At 45.8% G+C, this 12921-nt stretch carries 16 protein-coding genes; 6 read left to right on the forward strand and 10 right to left on the reverse strand.

Translation table 11 applies throughout. The features are described from left to right. Nucleotides 1–23 precede the first annotated feature (23 nt). The 4 genes from E5S67_RS20685 to E5S67_RS20700 all read right to left on the reverse strand — a co-directional run bounded on the left by E5S67_RS20685 (nt 24) and on the right by E5S67_RS20700 (nt 2195). A complete protein-coding gene (locus tag E5S67_RS20685) occupies nt 24–494 on the reverse strand; it encodes a helix-turn-helix domain-containing protein (RefSeq protein ID WP_172190278.1) in 471 nt (156 codons plus the stop codon). Between the two features lie 210 nt (nt 495–704). Continuing rightward, nucleotides 705–1145 (reverse strand): hypothetical protein, encoded by a 441-nt coding sequence (locus tag E5S67_RS20690; protein WP_172190279.1) that lies wholly within the window; start codon nt 1143–1145, stop codon nt 705–707. Further along, nucleotides 1138–1500, reverse strand: coding sequence for a hypothetical protein (locus E5S67_RS20695; RefSeq protein WP_172190280.1), 363 nt, complete (start codon nt 1498–1500; stop codon nt 1138–1140). The genes E5S67_RS20690 and E5S67_RS20695 overlap by 8 nt, the downstream gene beginning before the upstream one ends. A gap of 254 nt (nt 1501–1754) precedes the next feature. Continuing rightward, nucleotides 1755–2195, reverse strand: a complete 441-nt coding sequence (locus E5S67_RS20700; RefSeq protein WP_172190281.1) for an Hsp20/alpha crystallin family protein — start codon at nt 2193–2195, stop codon at nt 1755–1757. Nucleotides 2196–2376: 181 nt separating this feature from the next. On the opposite strand from E5S67_RS20700, the gene E5S67_RS20705 reads away from it, so the two are divergent. Next, nucleotides 2377–2547, forward strand: coding sequence for a hypothetical protein (locus E5S67_RS20705; protein WP_172190282.1), 171 nt, complete (start codon nt 2377–2379; stop codon nt 2545–2547). Between the two features lie 51 nt (nt 2548–2598). Here the strand turns inward: E5S67_RS20705 and E5S67_RS20710 are convergent, their stop codons facing one another. Next, nucleotides 2599–2886 carry a hypothetical protein gene (locus tag E5S67_RS20710; protein WP_172190283.1) on the reverse strand — a complete coding sequence of 96 codons (288 nt, stop codon included), beginning with the start codon at nt 2884–2886 and terminating at the stop codon, nt 2599–2601. Between the two features lie 186 nt (nt 2887–3072). Between E5S67_RS20710 and E5S67_RS20715 the strand changes: the two genes are divergently transcribed. The 4 genes from E5S67_RS20715 (at nt 3073) to plsY (ending at nt 6508) form a co-directional block, all read left to right on the forward strand. Further along, a complete protein-coding gene (locus tag E5S67_RS20715; protein WP_172190284.1) occupies nt 3073–3867 on the forward strand; it encodes an MlaE family lipid ABC transporter permease subunit in 795 nt (264 codons plus the stop codon). A 53-nt stretch (nt 3868–3920) separates the two neighbouring features. Further along, complete coding sequence (locus tag E5S67_RS20720; protein WP_172190285.1) at nt 3921–4313, forward strand: DUF3119 family protein; 393 nt, start codon at nt 3921–3923, stop codon at nt 4311–4313. A gap of 59 nt (nt 4314–4372) precedes the next feature. Beyond that, nucleotides 4373–5704, forward strand: a complete 1332-nt coding sequence (locus E5S67_RS20725; RefSeq protein ID WP_172190286.1) for a DUF3086 domain-containing protein — start codon at nt 4373–4375, stop codon at nt 5702–5704. A gap of 120 nt (nt 5705–5824) precedes the next feature. After that, a complete protein-coding gene (plsY, locus tag E5S67_RS20730; protein WP_172190287.1) occupies nt 5825–6508 on the forward strand; it encodes a glycerol-3-phosphate 1-O-acyltransferase PlsY in 684 nt (227 codons plus the stop codon). Nucleotides 6509–6602: 94 nt separating this feature from the next. Here plsY and E5S67_RS20735 read toward each other — a convergent pair whose 3' ends face one another. After that, nucleotides 6603–7409, reverse strand: a complete 807-nt coding sequence (locus E5S67_RS20735) for a calcium-binding protein (protein WP_172190288.1) — start codon at nt 7407–7409, stop codon at nt 6603–6605. Between the two features lie 279 nt (nt 7410–7688). Here E5S67_RS20735 and E5S67_RS20740 point away from each other — a divergent pair, with 279 nt between their 5' ends. After that, nucleotides 7689–10088, forward strand: coding sequence for a bifunctional serine/threonine-protein kinase/ABC transporter substrate-binding protein (locus E5S67_RS20740; RefSeq protein WP_172190289.1), 2400 nt, complete (start codon nt 7689–7691; stop codon nt 10086–10088). A gap of 36 nt (nt 10089–10124) precedes the next feature. On the opposite strand, the gene proC is transcribed toward E5S67_RS20740, so the two are convergent. From proC to pipX, 4 genes are all read right to left on the reverse strand, one after another. After that, entirely contained in the window at nt 10125–10970 is an 846-nt protein-coding gene (proC, locus tag E5S67_RS20745; protein ID WP_172190290.1) for a pyrroline-5-carboxylate reductase, read from the reverse strand. A 206-nt stretch (nt 10971–11176) separates the two neighbouring features. Beyond that, nucleotides 11177–11794, reverse strand: a complete 618-nt coding sequence (locus tag E5S67_RS20750) for a cell division protein SepF (protein WP_006634207.1) — start codon at nt 11792–11794, stop codon at nt 11177–11179. Nucleotides 11795–11911: 117 nt separating this feature from the next. Next, nucleotides 11912–12577, reverse strand: coding sequence for a YggS family pyridoxal phosphate-dependent enzyme (locus tag E5S67_RS20755; RefSeq protein ID WP_172190291.1), 666 nt, complete (start codon nt 12575–12577; stop codon nt 11912–11914). A gap of 72 nt (nt 12578–12649) precedes the next feature. Continuing rightward, the gene (gene pipX, locus E5S67_RS20760; RefSeq protein ID WP_006634205.1) at nt 12650–12919 is read right to left on the reverse strand and encodes a transcriptional coactivator PipX; all 270 of its coding nucleotides are present in this window, start codon (nt 12917–12919) and stop codon (nt 12650–12652) included. Nucleotides 12920–12921 lie beyond the last annotated feature (2 nt).

Here is a 12921-nt window from a genome sequence, read left to right on the forward strand (position 1 = left end):
CATTTTAGTTGATTATTAATAATTTATAAGTCTACAATTATACATTGCTCTGCCAACTTTAGCAATCTTTTCCTATCATTCAACACTTCTGATCTTGCCCATTGATGTACTGTGCGATATGCCACTTTCACTTCACAGCAGCTTGTCAGCCATTGCTGTACTTCTTTGTAGCTACGGAATCCTTCGGGTTCTTGTAATTCCTTTGATAATCTCTCTATAGTTTCAGGATTCATTATTCTTGGTCTTCCCGAACGAGGTTTCTGCAATAATAATTCTTCTATTCCCCCTTTTCGGTAACTAGACAACCATCTTTGTATTGTGGTACGATGTTTACCTAAACGCACAGCAGCAGACAATACACTGTCTACCGTTTGGGTTTTAAGCCAATACAGAACTTGTAGTTTTTCGTGGCACAAAACATTTTTTTCTTTCCTCATAAGAGTCGTCAGCTCTTCTATTGTTTCCCGAATTTCAATCCGAACAATTCCTGACATTTTTCTTCCTTATCTTTGGGAATTGGCTCACAAAAACCATACCTACTAATTGTAGCACTATTTTATGAAATTGGTATTACATATGGGGCCAAGAAACCGGGTTTTTTACGAAAAGACGCGTTAAAACCCGCAGATTAGGTAAAAAACCCAGTTTCGAGGAGTCGGAGTGCGTCCATGACTGTAATAGTTATTTTACACGACATAATATTACTAACGGCTTGGCATTTTAACCGCGCGGGGGTTTACAATTTCTACAATACTGCTGCGGGCGGTTGTGATACCCCAATTCTCTGTTTCTGAATCTGCTACTTCAGCATTTAGGTTTTCTCCCTTTTGAATGCTAAAACTGCCGTACAAAATTGAAATTTCAAAAATGTCTGTAGTAATCACCGCAGGCTTGCGGTGTTCGGCATCGCCCAAAGAAATTCCGAAGAATTCAGCTTCCAGTTCGCCAACTGCCTCTTCATCGTGTACAGTCCAACTGATATCGCGACAGTCTTTGAATGCCAGGATATAAGGCAATCTTTCTTCTGGATTGTAGACGCATTCAATTAAGACTTCGTTTCCCCATAAAGATACGTTGACTTTTGTGATTAAAGATGTAAAACCACCCAATCCAAGCAAGTTATAGTCATCCTTCCAATCACTCATTTATTTTTTCTGCCGTATTGTGAGTACCTGGAATTAAATTATCAAATTCGTCTCTCGTCCGCAATAAACGACCATCTCTATCGACACGCAAACCTTTGTTAATATTTCTTCCATCTGATCCATATTTCGGTGCAGGCGTTCTAATCACTTCACCGTTAGGACGGATCATTACTGTTGACTTATCAAAAAATTTATATGCAACATAACCATCTCTAGTAGTTCTGATTTCTGCACCCAGTCCGCGCAAGAAGTCATCGACTTCTTGGCGAGTCATCCCGGTTAAGTCTCCAAACTCAGATGCAATTCCATTTCCTCCAACTCCCTGACTCGGCACGCAAGTCTCGTCACCAACCATCGCATCTTCGAGTTTAGCACAGTTGCAGAATCAGAAAAAGAAAGTTCGGCAACGGATTCGCTTTCTGAGGATGTAACGGATGAATGGAAGAAGGAAGAAGGAAAAAGGAAGAATCATTCCTCAAACTCGCAAGGGCTAATTACCAATGCCCAATGCTTTTCGGCCCAATTAGCGATTACCAATTCGCAATTCCCAAAACAAATAGGGCGCGCACCGCACGCCCTATCTATCAGCAATTAGCCAACAATTATTTCTTAGCCGAGTTGAACTTTAACCACGCGATTTTTTTCGGCTTCTGCTTTGGGCAAATTCAGGTTTAAAACCCCATTTTTGTACTCAGCTTCTACGCTGTCATTTTGAACCCGTGCGGGTAGGGGAATCACCCGGCGGAACGAACCGTAGCGGAACTCAGAGCGAGTCATGCCTTTATCTTCACTCTTAGTTTCGTGACGGCGTTCGCCGCTGATAGCAACAGCTTCTGCGGTTACTTGTACGTCCAAATCCTTAGCTTCCATGCCCGGAATTTCTAACTTAAGGTGGATGGCTTCGGGAGTTTCATCGAGTTCGGCGGGGGGTACAAAAGCAACACCGTTAGATGCGCGATCGGTTGCCGGTGTCAAGCTATCAAACAACCGATTCATTTCTCGCTGCAAGGAGTCCATTTCCCGCAAAGGTTCCCAACGAATAAGTGCCATAACTAATACCTCGACTATCTGAAGTTTTTAGGGTTGAGAAACACTTAACTCAACCTTTATTTAATATATTCCAGCTCCCGAAACTGGGAGATTCGGTTTTCCGAAAAAAGGGCGATCGCTTTTCCGAACATTTGCGATCGGTAATGTTGAGTCAGTCGATTCGAGGTTGAAGATTTGAGATTTGAGATTTGAGATTGACTCCACAGATGAATCTGGAAGTTTGAACCTCAGTCTAAAATTTTTTGCTCGCCACCACTCCTGTCTGCTAGCAAGTATCCGTTTTTCGGCGAAGTCATTGCAGGTGGCGCTATTCGATCGCACCGCAACGCAACAATTTGAGATTTTAGATTGAATTTAGAATTCCCAACCTAAAATCTCAAATCCCACATATAACGAAACAAAATTAACTCCACCGCGAATGCTGATAAGAAGCGTAGGTATCAAACAAAGCACCCACCAAACTAAAAGTTAAGCCGATTACGAAAAAACCCTGGAGGGGACAGCCGCTGCCGAAAGTAGTTAAAAACTGCAAAATCAGGTCTTCTCCAGAACGACCAACTCCTTGGAGAGCAGGCACGAGGCCGAGCAGCGAAAAGCTAGTCAATCCCCCGCCGATTAACAATAAGGGGGCGACAAAGCTCAACAGGCTGGTCAGCAGTACAGAGCGAAGAAAATTTGGGAAAATGCTCATAAGAGTCAGTAAATTCAGCTAAACTGCCGAAAGGTGCAAGTAAACAAAACTTGTCCTTTTCTACGATAGGCAGCGATCGCCCTCAGTGGTCGGTTCTGTCAGAAATCTTAAATCTTATAGAAAAAACTTGTTTAAGATTTGTAGATAGATTTCATTTTTGGCAGTTGTTCTATACTCGAAATCCCCTTGAGTACCACTACATCTTCGAGCCTCAGTTTGTGGAGTCAGCGGTTGCTGGCAGCAATTTTATTGGGCGGTCAAGTCATGCTGCACTTGCTGAAGGGCAAAATTCACCGCCGCAACACCCTCGATCAAATGGCAGCAGTCGGCCCGGAATCTCTGCTGATTGCTTTGCTGACAGCGGGTTTTGTCGGCATGGTATTTACTATTCAGGTAGCGAGGGAGTTTATTAACCTCGGGGCCGGCAATGTCGTCGGCGGCGTTTTGGCTTTGTCTTTGACTCGCGAACTCGGCCCCGTCTTAACAGCCGTGATCGTAACGGGACGGGTAGGTTCGGCTTTTGCAGCGGAAATCGGCACGATGCAGGTAACAGAGCAGATAGATGCCCTGCTGATGCTCAGGACAGACCCGATCGACTATTTAGTAATTCCCCGCGTCCTTGCTTGCTGCTTGATGCTGCCAATTTTAACCATCATGTGTCTCGTCACCGGCATCCTCGGCGGACTGCTGATTGCTACGGCGATGTACGGCATTTCTCAAAGCGTGTTTTTAGAATCAGTCCGCAATTTCCTGAGTCTGTGGGATATTTGCAGCGCGGCAATTAAGGCTTTTGTATTCGGTGGTTTGATTGCTGTAATCGGCACTAGCTGGGGTTTGACCACCACTGGCGGGGCAAAAGGCGTCGGTCAATCGACTACTACGGCGGTGGTGACGGCTTTACTGGCTATTTTTATTGTGAACTTTTTCCTGACTTGGCTGATGTTTCAGGGAACGGGCTCTAGCGTACTCAAAGGCTTGTAAGCTAGGAAACGGTAAAATATAAAGTATTGACAAAATTCGTTTAACTTAAACCCGTGACTACAACTGCCTCTTCAACTGCGCCGACAAGTACGATCGAACTCGCTCCGAGTTATGCGCTTCCCCTAGTTTTGGTACTGGCCGCCGTACCGCTGCTGTTCGTGCAGAAGTGGGCGAGTTTGTCGCTTTCGCTGTTCGGCTTGTTTCTGATGTACCAAGCCGCCACCATCCGGCTGCAATTTACCCCAACCGATTTGGACATTTATCGAATGTCCAAGTTAATTCGCCGCTTTCCTTACCGAGAATGGCAAAATTGGCGGATATTGTGGCCCGCTGTACCGATTTGGTTTTACTTCAAAGAAATTAACAGCATTCACTCTTTGCCGATTCTATTCGATCGTAAAATGCTACAGACCTGCTTAGAACAGCGCTGTCCCCGTCAAGACTAAAAAAGTTGTTAATTTTAAATTTTTAACTTTTCCGTGCCCCACGCCGAACAAAATTTCCCATGAATTCAGACGAATCTCCAACCCAAGAACCGCAAGCACAACCAGCCGCGCCAACCGGTGAAGGCGAAGTCGATTTACCCGTGAATGAGACGGAGTACCAACTTCTATCTCAAACACGGGATTTGTGGATCGACGAAAATGAGCTGCCAGCCCAACTCCCGCCAGAAACAGACCCGCCGCTGGGCGGGGAAGATGCCGAAATTGCCGAATTCGTGGACGAAGCAGGCGCCCAGGCCCAAATCCCGCTCAACACCGGCGATGGCGAATCAGAAAGTCCGATCGCTCAAATCGAGCCTCCAACCGACTCCCAGCCAACAGCAACCGCAGAAACGGTAACTCCCATCCCAGAAAATGTTACCGAACAGTTGGCAGAGAGAGTCAAACAATTGCAGCAGCAAGAACAAAATTTGACTGAAAGAATTGCCGCCTTGGAAGCCGACAAAGCCAATGCTATAGAAGCGTTGGGCGAGGCTCAAGCATCGATCGGGCGTTTGGTACAAGACGGCTTGATCCAACTAGATCAGCGCAAACAAGCGCTACAAATCGAATTAGAAAAACTCGAACGCCGGCGCGATCGAATTCAAAAGGAAATGCGCACAACTTTTGCCGGCGTTTCCCAAGATTTAGCAATTCGAGTCCAGGGTTTCAAAGACTATCTAGTAGGCAGTTTGCAGGATTTGGCGGCTACCGCCGAACTCTTAGATTTGACCCCACCGGTGCAAGAGACACCCAAGCAAATTCCTGCTGAGGAGTCTCAATCCTCAGCACCGATAAATCCCAGATTTTCTGAACAGGGATTTCAAGAACAAGCCAAACAAATTCGGCGCACCCTCGATCAATACCGCACTCTCCCGGACTACTACGGCCCGCCTTGGCAACTCCGCCGCACTTTTGAACCCATCCACGCGGAACGAGTTTCTAACTGGTTTTTCACCCAAGGAGGAAGGGGCGCTTTGCGGACTATGGGTTCGCGCTTGCAAAATATCTTGATTACTTCGACAATTATTTCTGTACTCAGAAGCGTCTACGGTGGACGGGTGCGGACTTTGGTGCTCGCCAACAGTCCCGAACGTTTGGGAGAGTGGCGCCGGGGTTTGCAGGACTGTTTGGGCATTACTCGCAGCGATTTTGGCCCGGAAAGGGGAATTATTATGTTTGAGTCTGCGGAAGCTTTGGCTCAAAAAGCCGATCGACTGGTGAAAGATGGCAAATTGCCGCTAATTGTCATTGATGAAACAGAGGATTTAATTAGTTTGTCAATGCTGCAATTTCCGCTGTGGTTGGCTTTTGCTTCTGACCCGCAAACTTTAACGACTGCTAAGGATTTTTGATTGGGTAATTGGTAATTGGTAATTGGTAATTGGTAATCGGTAATTGCTAATTGCTAATTGCTAATTATGCTAGTAGAAAGGTGGCAAATTTTAAAAGTACACAAAATATCAAATTAAAAAATGGCTAGCTGGATAATTTTAAATGGCGCACTGTTAATAGCAGCTTATCTGCTGGGATCGATTCCGACTGGGTACGCCTTGGGGAAATGGATGCTGGGAATTGATATTCGAGAGGTTGGTTCGGGTTCGACGGGTGCGACTAACGTACTGAGGACTTTGGGGAAGTGGCCGGGGTTGGGGGTGTTGCTGGTTGACGTGTTGAAGGGGGTAAGTGCGATCGTCCTAATCCGCTACATTTATTCTCTCACTTTTACCCAGCAGCTAGCAACCGCCGCAGGTTTAGAAACTACTGCAACTGTCATCCCTTGGATGGCAACTTTGGCTGGTTTCTCTGCTATTTTGGGCCACAGCAAATCAATCTGGCTGGGGTTTACCGGCGGTAAATCTGTGGCTACGAGTTTGGGAGTTTTGCTCGGTTTGTACTGGCCTGTTGGTTTGGGAACTTTCGGAATTTTCGGGATAGTATTTGCGGTATCGCGAATTGTTTCTTTAAGCTCGATTATCGGAGCAATTAGCGTGGCTGGATTGATGTTTGCTTTAGATCAGCCGCTAGCTTATGTATTGTTTGGAATTGCGGGTGGTGTGTTTGTAATTGTGCGGCATCGGAGCAACATTCAGCGGCTGTTAAATGGTACGGAACCGAGGATAGGAGAGAAATTGGAAACAGCAGCTAGCGATCGATAATTAGTATTTTTGTACCGCTGGTTGCAGATTACCATTTCTCGCTCCAATCTTCGATTTAAGCTTTTGCAGGAGGCATTGCAGCGCATCCTACAGCTTAGAATCCCTGAACAGAGATCATACTGTTTTGGAGTTGAGCAGGCGTTACACTCTCAACAAAACCTATTAAATCTCCTGAATTCTTGACTTTGATGAGAGTCCCTGAAGTCACGATCGATGTGGGTTCTAATAGATCAGGAGTGGCAAAAGAGGCTAAATACTGCGGAAATTCTGCGTGTATAGTAATGGATACATTTGTCACATTTTCCAAAACTATATCATTGGCGGTCAAACCATTTGCTAATCCAATCCGATCTGCACCGAGTGTGAAACCTGCAATCAAATCGGCATTATTGATATCAGTAACCCCTGGTTCAGCTTGGATGACGTATAAGTTGCTTTCACGGATTTCAACTGAGCCAAGATTCTGCTCATTTGCGCCGACTAAAAAGTCTCGACCCAAACCTCCTATCAAAGTGTCATTGCCATCGTCGCTGAACAAAAGGTCATTGCCTCTACCGCCCAATAAAATATCATTTCCTGCATCATCGAGCATCCAATCTGCATCTTGACCGCCGGTCAAACAGTCATTTCCCTCATTTCCATAAAGTACGTCTTTTCCTTGTCCCCCAAATAAAGAATCGTTGCCAAAATCTCCTACTAGAAAATCTTCCCCGTCATTGCCAAAAACCAAATCGCCGATTGTTGAGCCGATGACTGTATCCTCACCTCCGAGCATCCATACTCCCGAAGGGAAATTAGTTACACCTCCGAATTTGGAATTAAGGACGAATAAATCAGCGTATTCGGAGGTGTTGTCGCCAATTAATCGGGGTACTCCTGATGGATCTGTTTGTAAAGCCATAAAATATTTTCTCCGTAAAATCTCGGATGTCAACATGATTAAATAAGCGACTTAGAAAGTCAATTCATATATTCATTGGATTGATTTCATAAAATTCATAACCTTGAGTTCATAAAATTCATATGTGTAAAAATATGTTGCAAAGAGTAGACTTGCGTTGCCAATTTCATAAAATTGGGAACGCAAGTCTTGATTTCGCCCAAATCTTCATAGAGAGTACCCAAATATGCGGCAAAATCAATATTAACTAACCGATCGAGTCGGTGAATGGGAGAATCTATGTGCCTGAAGCCAGGGGATGTTCTGCGCGATCGCTACCAAATAATCGGTAAATTAGGTGAGGGAGGGTTTGCCAAAACCTATACGGCTAACGACGCTTTGGGCAGCCCTGGAAATCCCCTGTGCGTCGTCAAGGAAATTCCGCCTCCTGAATCTAACGATGGGCGGCTGTTGGAGGAAGCACAGCACCAATTTGAAAAAGAAGCTAAAACTCTGAAGTATCTCGATAAGTGTCCGCAGATTCCCAAGTTGATCGATCGCTTTCTGGAAAATGGAAAATTTTACTTAATTCAAGAATACATCGAAGGAAATCCGTTCAACAAAGAACTCGCATCTCTCAGGCAGTTTCAGGAGTCAGAAGTTATTGATTTATTGCAAGATATTTTGTCAGTTTTAGATTGCGTCCACTCTCAAGGTATTATTCACCGCGATCTGAAACCGTCAAACTTAATCCGGCGCAAGCTTGACGGCAAAATTGTGTTAATTGACTTTGGGGCAGTAAAAGCGATCGGCACTTTGGCGATCGAGAACGGTCAAATAACTCAAACTCGCGCGGTTGGTACAGACGGTTATATGCCAGCCGAACAGTGGAAAAATCAGCCCAGATTTAACAGCGATATCTATGCTGTGGGAATCATCGGCATTCAAGCGATCGCAGGGTTAGATATTGAAGACTTTTTTAATGATAAAAAAACTGGGGAACTCGTGTGGCACTACTCAAGTGACGATCGCCCGATGGTACAAATTAACGACCAACTGAAAAAAGTTTTAAATAAGATGGTGCGCTACCACTTTAACGATCGCTATCAATCTGTTGCTGAAGTGTTGCAGGATTTGCGATCGCTAAAACCTGAGCCACCTGTACCTGAGCCACCTCTACCTGAGCCTGGAGGCAAATGGACAAATAGATGGAGAATTGGGTTGTTCGCGGCGAGCGCAGGATGCGTCGGGCTAGGAGTATTTTTAATACACAATTTATTCCGACCCAAAACTTGTCCTTTAATCCAGGGAGATGCTGTGAGTTGCGGCGAGGAAATTCTCATCAAAACATCTGCTTTTCGATTAAAAGAAAGGGGAGTTAATGACTTTTTGGCTTCTAATTATCAATCTGCTTTTACTTTATTAAAACAATCGTGGAACGAAGAAGAACGCAAAGACCCAGAAACTTTAATTTACATGAATAATGCCCTTTTGAAGGCCAAAAAAGCTGATTACTACACCCTGGCAGTTGCCGTTCCCATTAGCAACAGCGAAGGAGGTACTGTTAATTCTGATTTGGCTAGAGAAATGTTGCGCGGCATTGCCCAGGCCCAAACAGAAGTCAACCTAGGACTCTTTAATTCCGATCGCAATAACGACTTTCCCGGTCAAGGTTTTTTAGCAGGGAAAGCCATTAAGGGCAAGGGTATTAGAGTCATTATCGCTGACGATGCCAATCTGAAAACAGAGGCAAAAGCTAGGGCCTCTTCACTCGTCAAGCAAACCGAGATTTTGGGTGTCGTCGGTCACTATACTAGCGAGATGACTGTGCATGCAGTCGATACTTATGACGAAAATCACTTAGTCTTAATTTCGCCTGGGAGTACGACGGAACAATTAACAGAACAACGTCGGAAGTTTTTCTTTCGCACTGTCCCTAGACATCAAATTACTGCTGAAAACTTCAAGAACAATCTGATTGAAAAGGCAGGTTCCAAAAAAGCTGCGGGTTTCTACTGTCCTGAGATTCAAGCTACTTCTTCATTGTGGGAAGAATTCAGAAAACAGTTTAGACAAGCAGGAGGAAGTATTTTCAGCATCACTGAATACGATTTGTGTAAGAAAAATTTTAACGTTGAACTAGCATTACAAGAAATCGAGCGAACCGAGAAAACAGCGATCGTCTTAAGTACGAGTCATGTCCCGGATGCAGTCAAAAATGCGATGGCACTTATTAAAGCCAATGGCGATCGCAATTGGGTAGTGGGAACCGGGGGAATCTACAGCCAGAAAACCTTAGAAACTGCCTCCCAGTTACCGTCTTTTAAGAAACTGGTGACATCATCCTCTTGGCATCCCTTAGCTGCTCCCAACCCCACATTTGCCGAAAATGCTCGAAAGCTTTGGGGAGGAAACGTCAACCACCGCACTGCTTTAACCTACGATGCAACTCTGACGCTAATTAAAGCAATAGAAAACCAACCGCAACCCAGTCGCGGAGGAATGCAGAAAGCTATTGCGAGTCCGAATTTTAAGGCAAAAGGAGCAACCGGAACTATTGAGTTTGATGAAAAGGGCGATCGCCAAAATTTTCGACCGGAGTTAGTGCATATTGTCAAGTGTGAGAAAGAAAAGTTTGGCGTCACATTTGTTCCCGTCAAATATCCGACGGCAAAAGCGGCAGGTTTAAAGTGCGATTGAACTCGTTTATGATTGTTTCTGTGCGTAATTCCTGACTTATTTACCCAATTCTTGAGAACGCAAATAAGCTGCTTTCACCGCTTCGATCAGCGCAGAACGAAAGCCACTACTCTCTAATTTAGCAATTCCCGCAATAGTTGTGCCGCCGGGACTCGTAACTCTATCTTTCAATTCTGCTGGGTGCATTCCCGTTTCTTGCAATAGTTTCGCCGTACCGAATACTGTTTGCAGGGCTAATTGAGAAGCGATCGCCCGTGGCAGTCCTGCACAAACTCCGCCATCTGTCAAGGCCTCAATCAAAATTGCGACATAACCGGGCCCGGAACCCGAAAGCCCCGTCACCGCATCCAGCATACTCTCAGGTACTTCTACCACTTCTCCGACGGCCTGAAAGATGCGCTTTACCAATTCTAAATCAGCCGATTGAACAAGTTTTCCCGGAGCGACCGCGCTCATTCCCGCCCCCACCGTCGCTGGAGTATTCGGCATCACCCGCAGCACTCCCCGCCCCGGGAAGGCTGGTTCGAGCTTGCTGAGCGGCACTCCTGCCAAAATCGACACTACCACCGCTTCAGGCTGGGAATTAGCCGTTTCTCCATTATTTCCCTGTTTGCGATCGGCTGCCACCGCCAACTCCAAAGCTACGGTATCAAAAACTTGCGGTTTAATCGCCAAAAACAGCACTTCTGTAGCGGCAGCAACTTCTAGATTGCTGGCTGTTGTTCCAATCCCGTAGGTTTCAGTCAAAAATTGGCGCCGTTGAAGTTGTGGCTCGCTCACCAATATTTCTGAAGGCAAATAAACTTTTTGTGCAATTAAGCGGGATAAGAGAGCTTCTCCCATTACCCCGCCGCCGATCGTACCAAATTTTATGTTAGTCATTAGTCATTAGTCATTAGTCAGTTGTCACTTTTGAGTTATCAGTTGTCAGTTGTCAGTTGTCATTGGTTACTTAGTTGTTAGCTAATGTTATTAATCCGCAGTGTTTATTCCACAGTTATTAGTTGTTAACTACTGACTACTGACTACTAACTACTGACTACTGACTACTGACTACTCACCACTGCCAACTGACTACTAACTACTGACTACTGAGCGATGGGAGCTTGTTCTGCCGGCCAGACTGTAGGTGCAGGAGCAGCAGGGCGGGGCCGTCCTTGAGCAGGAGGCACTTCGTGAACCACACCAGACTGAGTTCTCACCTGCACGCAGCTAGGCGTAAACAAGAAAATACTTTCGCCAATTCGCTCTTGATGACCGTCAAGGGCATAAGTACCGCCCGCCACAAAGTCCACAGCTCTTTGCGCTTGGTCTGGGTCCATCACCGTCAGGTTCAAAACTACAGACTTGCGTTCCTTAAGGGCTCGAATTGCTGCCGGCATCTCTTCAAAAGTGCGCGGCTCCATTACTACTACTTCAGAAATCCCGTTCATAGCTCCAGGCATTCCAATCACGTTATTCATTACTGACCCTACTCCCCCGGTTGGTGCAACGACATCCATACCTGTCGATCCTACTACTGACCGCTCCCGCATTCTACGATTTTGACGACGTTCTTCTTCTGCTGCTGCGACGGCAGCGGGGTTGGGTTCAGGCGCTTGGTAGAAGTTCTGATAGCGCTCTCCTTCCGTTTCGTCGTACACGTCATCGTACTCAGGCTCATTGTTGATGCCTACAAAATCTCGCAGTTTAGAAAAAATATTCATGATTCACGCTCCTTCACGACTTTGCTACCCCGACTATACTCGCGTTGCGCGTTAGTTGCGGGTGGCTGACTACTCTATATTTAACCTAAATTGTCTTTATCAGAAGATTTCAATTATTTATCCCCTCCTAGAGCCAAATAAGGTTTGTCCTAGCCGTACCATAGTAGCACCTGCTTGAATTGCCAAATGATAATCTCCCGACATCCCCATCGAGAGCTGTTGCATTTGAATGCAGGGCAAATTTTGCTGCTGGATTTTGTCAGCAAGTTCGCGGGTGCTGTTAAATAATTCTAGGATTTGCGACTCATTTAACCCCTGTGGGGGTATTGTCATCAAACCTTGAATTTTGATATGCTGACATTTGTTTAGTTCTGGAAGGTCGGCAAGCAGTTCAGGAACGCTCCAGCCGTATTTGTCCGGGTCGGGCAACATTTTGACTTGCAGGCAGACTTGGGGAGAGCAGGACATTTCCCCCGCCAAGCGCGAAAGTCGCTGAGCGAGTTTTAAATTGTCGAGAGAGTGAATCCACTGGAAATGCTCTAGGGCCTTGGCCGCTTTGTTGGCTTGCAAGTGGCCGATCAAGTGCCAGTTGATATCCGGTAAATCTTGCAGTTGGCTTTGTTTTTCGGCAGTCTCTTGAACCTTACTCTCGCCAAAATCGCGGATACCGGCGTCGTATGCTTCGCGGATAGCATCAGTCGGTACCTGTTTGGTAACGGCAATTAACCGCACTGATGCGGGCAAGTGTTGGCGAATGCTGTTAATTCGAGAGGCTATGGTCATGGTTGCTTAACGCTGGGAACTGGAGGGAAGGAAAATTAAGAGAGTTACCAATTACCAAATTACTGATTTTCGTTATTGAAACGTGCGCTGGTGAATGGTCTGCAATTGGTCGTACTCTTGATATTGTCCGCTGCGACGCAGGGTTCGCAGGCGAATTTCGACCATGAGGCGAGCGTCGGAGCGGCTGATTGGTTCAAATCTCAGCCCGCCTGGGCCGTTTGTCACCAAAAAAAACAGGCGTTGGGCGTATAGGGTGGTAAATAATTCTTGGCTGTCTTCAACCTGGGATACCCTGAAGAGGAGGCCAAAGTTTGGATGATTCAGGTAAGTTTCGGTAGTCATTC

This window comes from Microcoleus asticus IPMA8, assembly GCF_013179805.1.
Taxonomy (GTDB): domain Bacteria; phylum Cyanobacteriota; class Cyanobacteriia; order Cyanobacteriales; family Microcoleaceae; genus Microcoleus; species Microcoleus asticus.

Coding starts and splice junctions, on each gene's coding strand:
- E5S67_RS20685 (WP_172190278.1), bottom strand. CDS start 494: ATGTCAGGAATTGTTCGGATTGAAATTCGGGAAACAATAGAAGAGCTG.
- E5S67_RS20690 (WP_172190279.1), bottom strand. CDS start 1,145: ATGAGTGATTGGAAGGATGACTATAACTTGCTTGGATTGGGTGGTTTT.
- E5S67_RS20695 (WP_172190280.1), bottom strand. CDS start 1,500: ATGGTTGGTGACGAGACTTGCGTGCCGAGTCAGGGAGTTGGAGGAAAT.
- E5S67_RS20700 (WP_172190281.1), bottom strand. CDS start 2,195: ATGGCACTTATTCGTTGGGAACCTTTGCGGGAAATGGACTCCTTGCAG.
- E5S67_RS20710 (WP_172190283.1), bottom strand. CDS start 2,886: ATGAGCATTTTCCCAAATTTTCTTCGCTCTGTACTGCTGACCAGCCTG.
- E5S67_RS20725 (WP_172190286.1), top strand. CDS start 4,373: ATGAATTCAGACGAATCTCCAACCCAAGAACCGCAAGCACAACCAGCC.
- plsY (WP_172190287.1), top strand. CDS start 5,825: ATGGCTAGCTGGATAATTTTAAATGGCGCACTGTTAATAGCAGCTTAT.
- E5S67_RS20735 (WP_172190288.1), bottom strand. CDS start 7,409: ATGGCTTTACAAACAGATCCATCAGGAGTACCCCGATTAATTGGCGAC.
- E5S67_RS20740 (WP_172190289.1), top strand. CDS start 7,689: ATGTGCCTGAAGCCAGGGGATGTTCTGCGCGATCGCTACCAAATAATC.
- proC (WP_172190290.1), bottom strand. CDS start 10,970: ATGACTAACATAAAATTTGGTACGATCGGCGGCGGGGTAATGGGAGAA.
- E5S67_RS20750 (WP_006634207.1), bottom strand. CDS start 11,794: ATGAATATTTTTTCTAAACTGCGAGATTTTGTAGGCATCAACAATGAG.
- E5S67_RS20755 (WP_172190291.1), bottom strand. CDS start 12,577: ATGACCATAGCCTCTCGAATTAACAGCATTCGCCAACACTTGCCCGCA.
- pipX (WP_006634205.1), bottom strand. CDS start 12,919: ATGACTACCGAAACTTACCTGAATCATCCAAACTTTGGCCTCCTCTTC.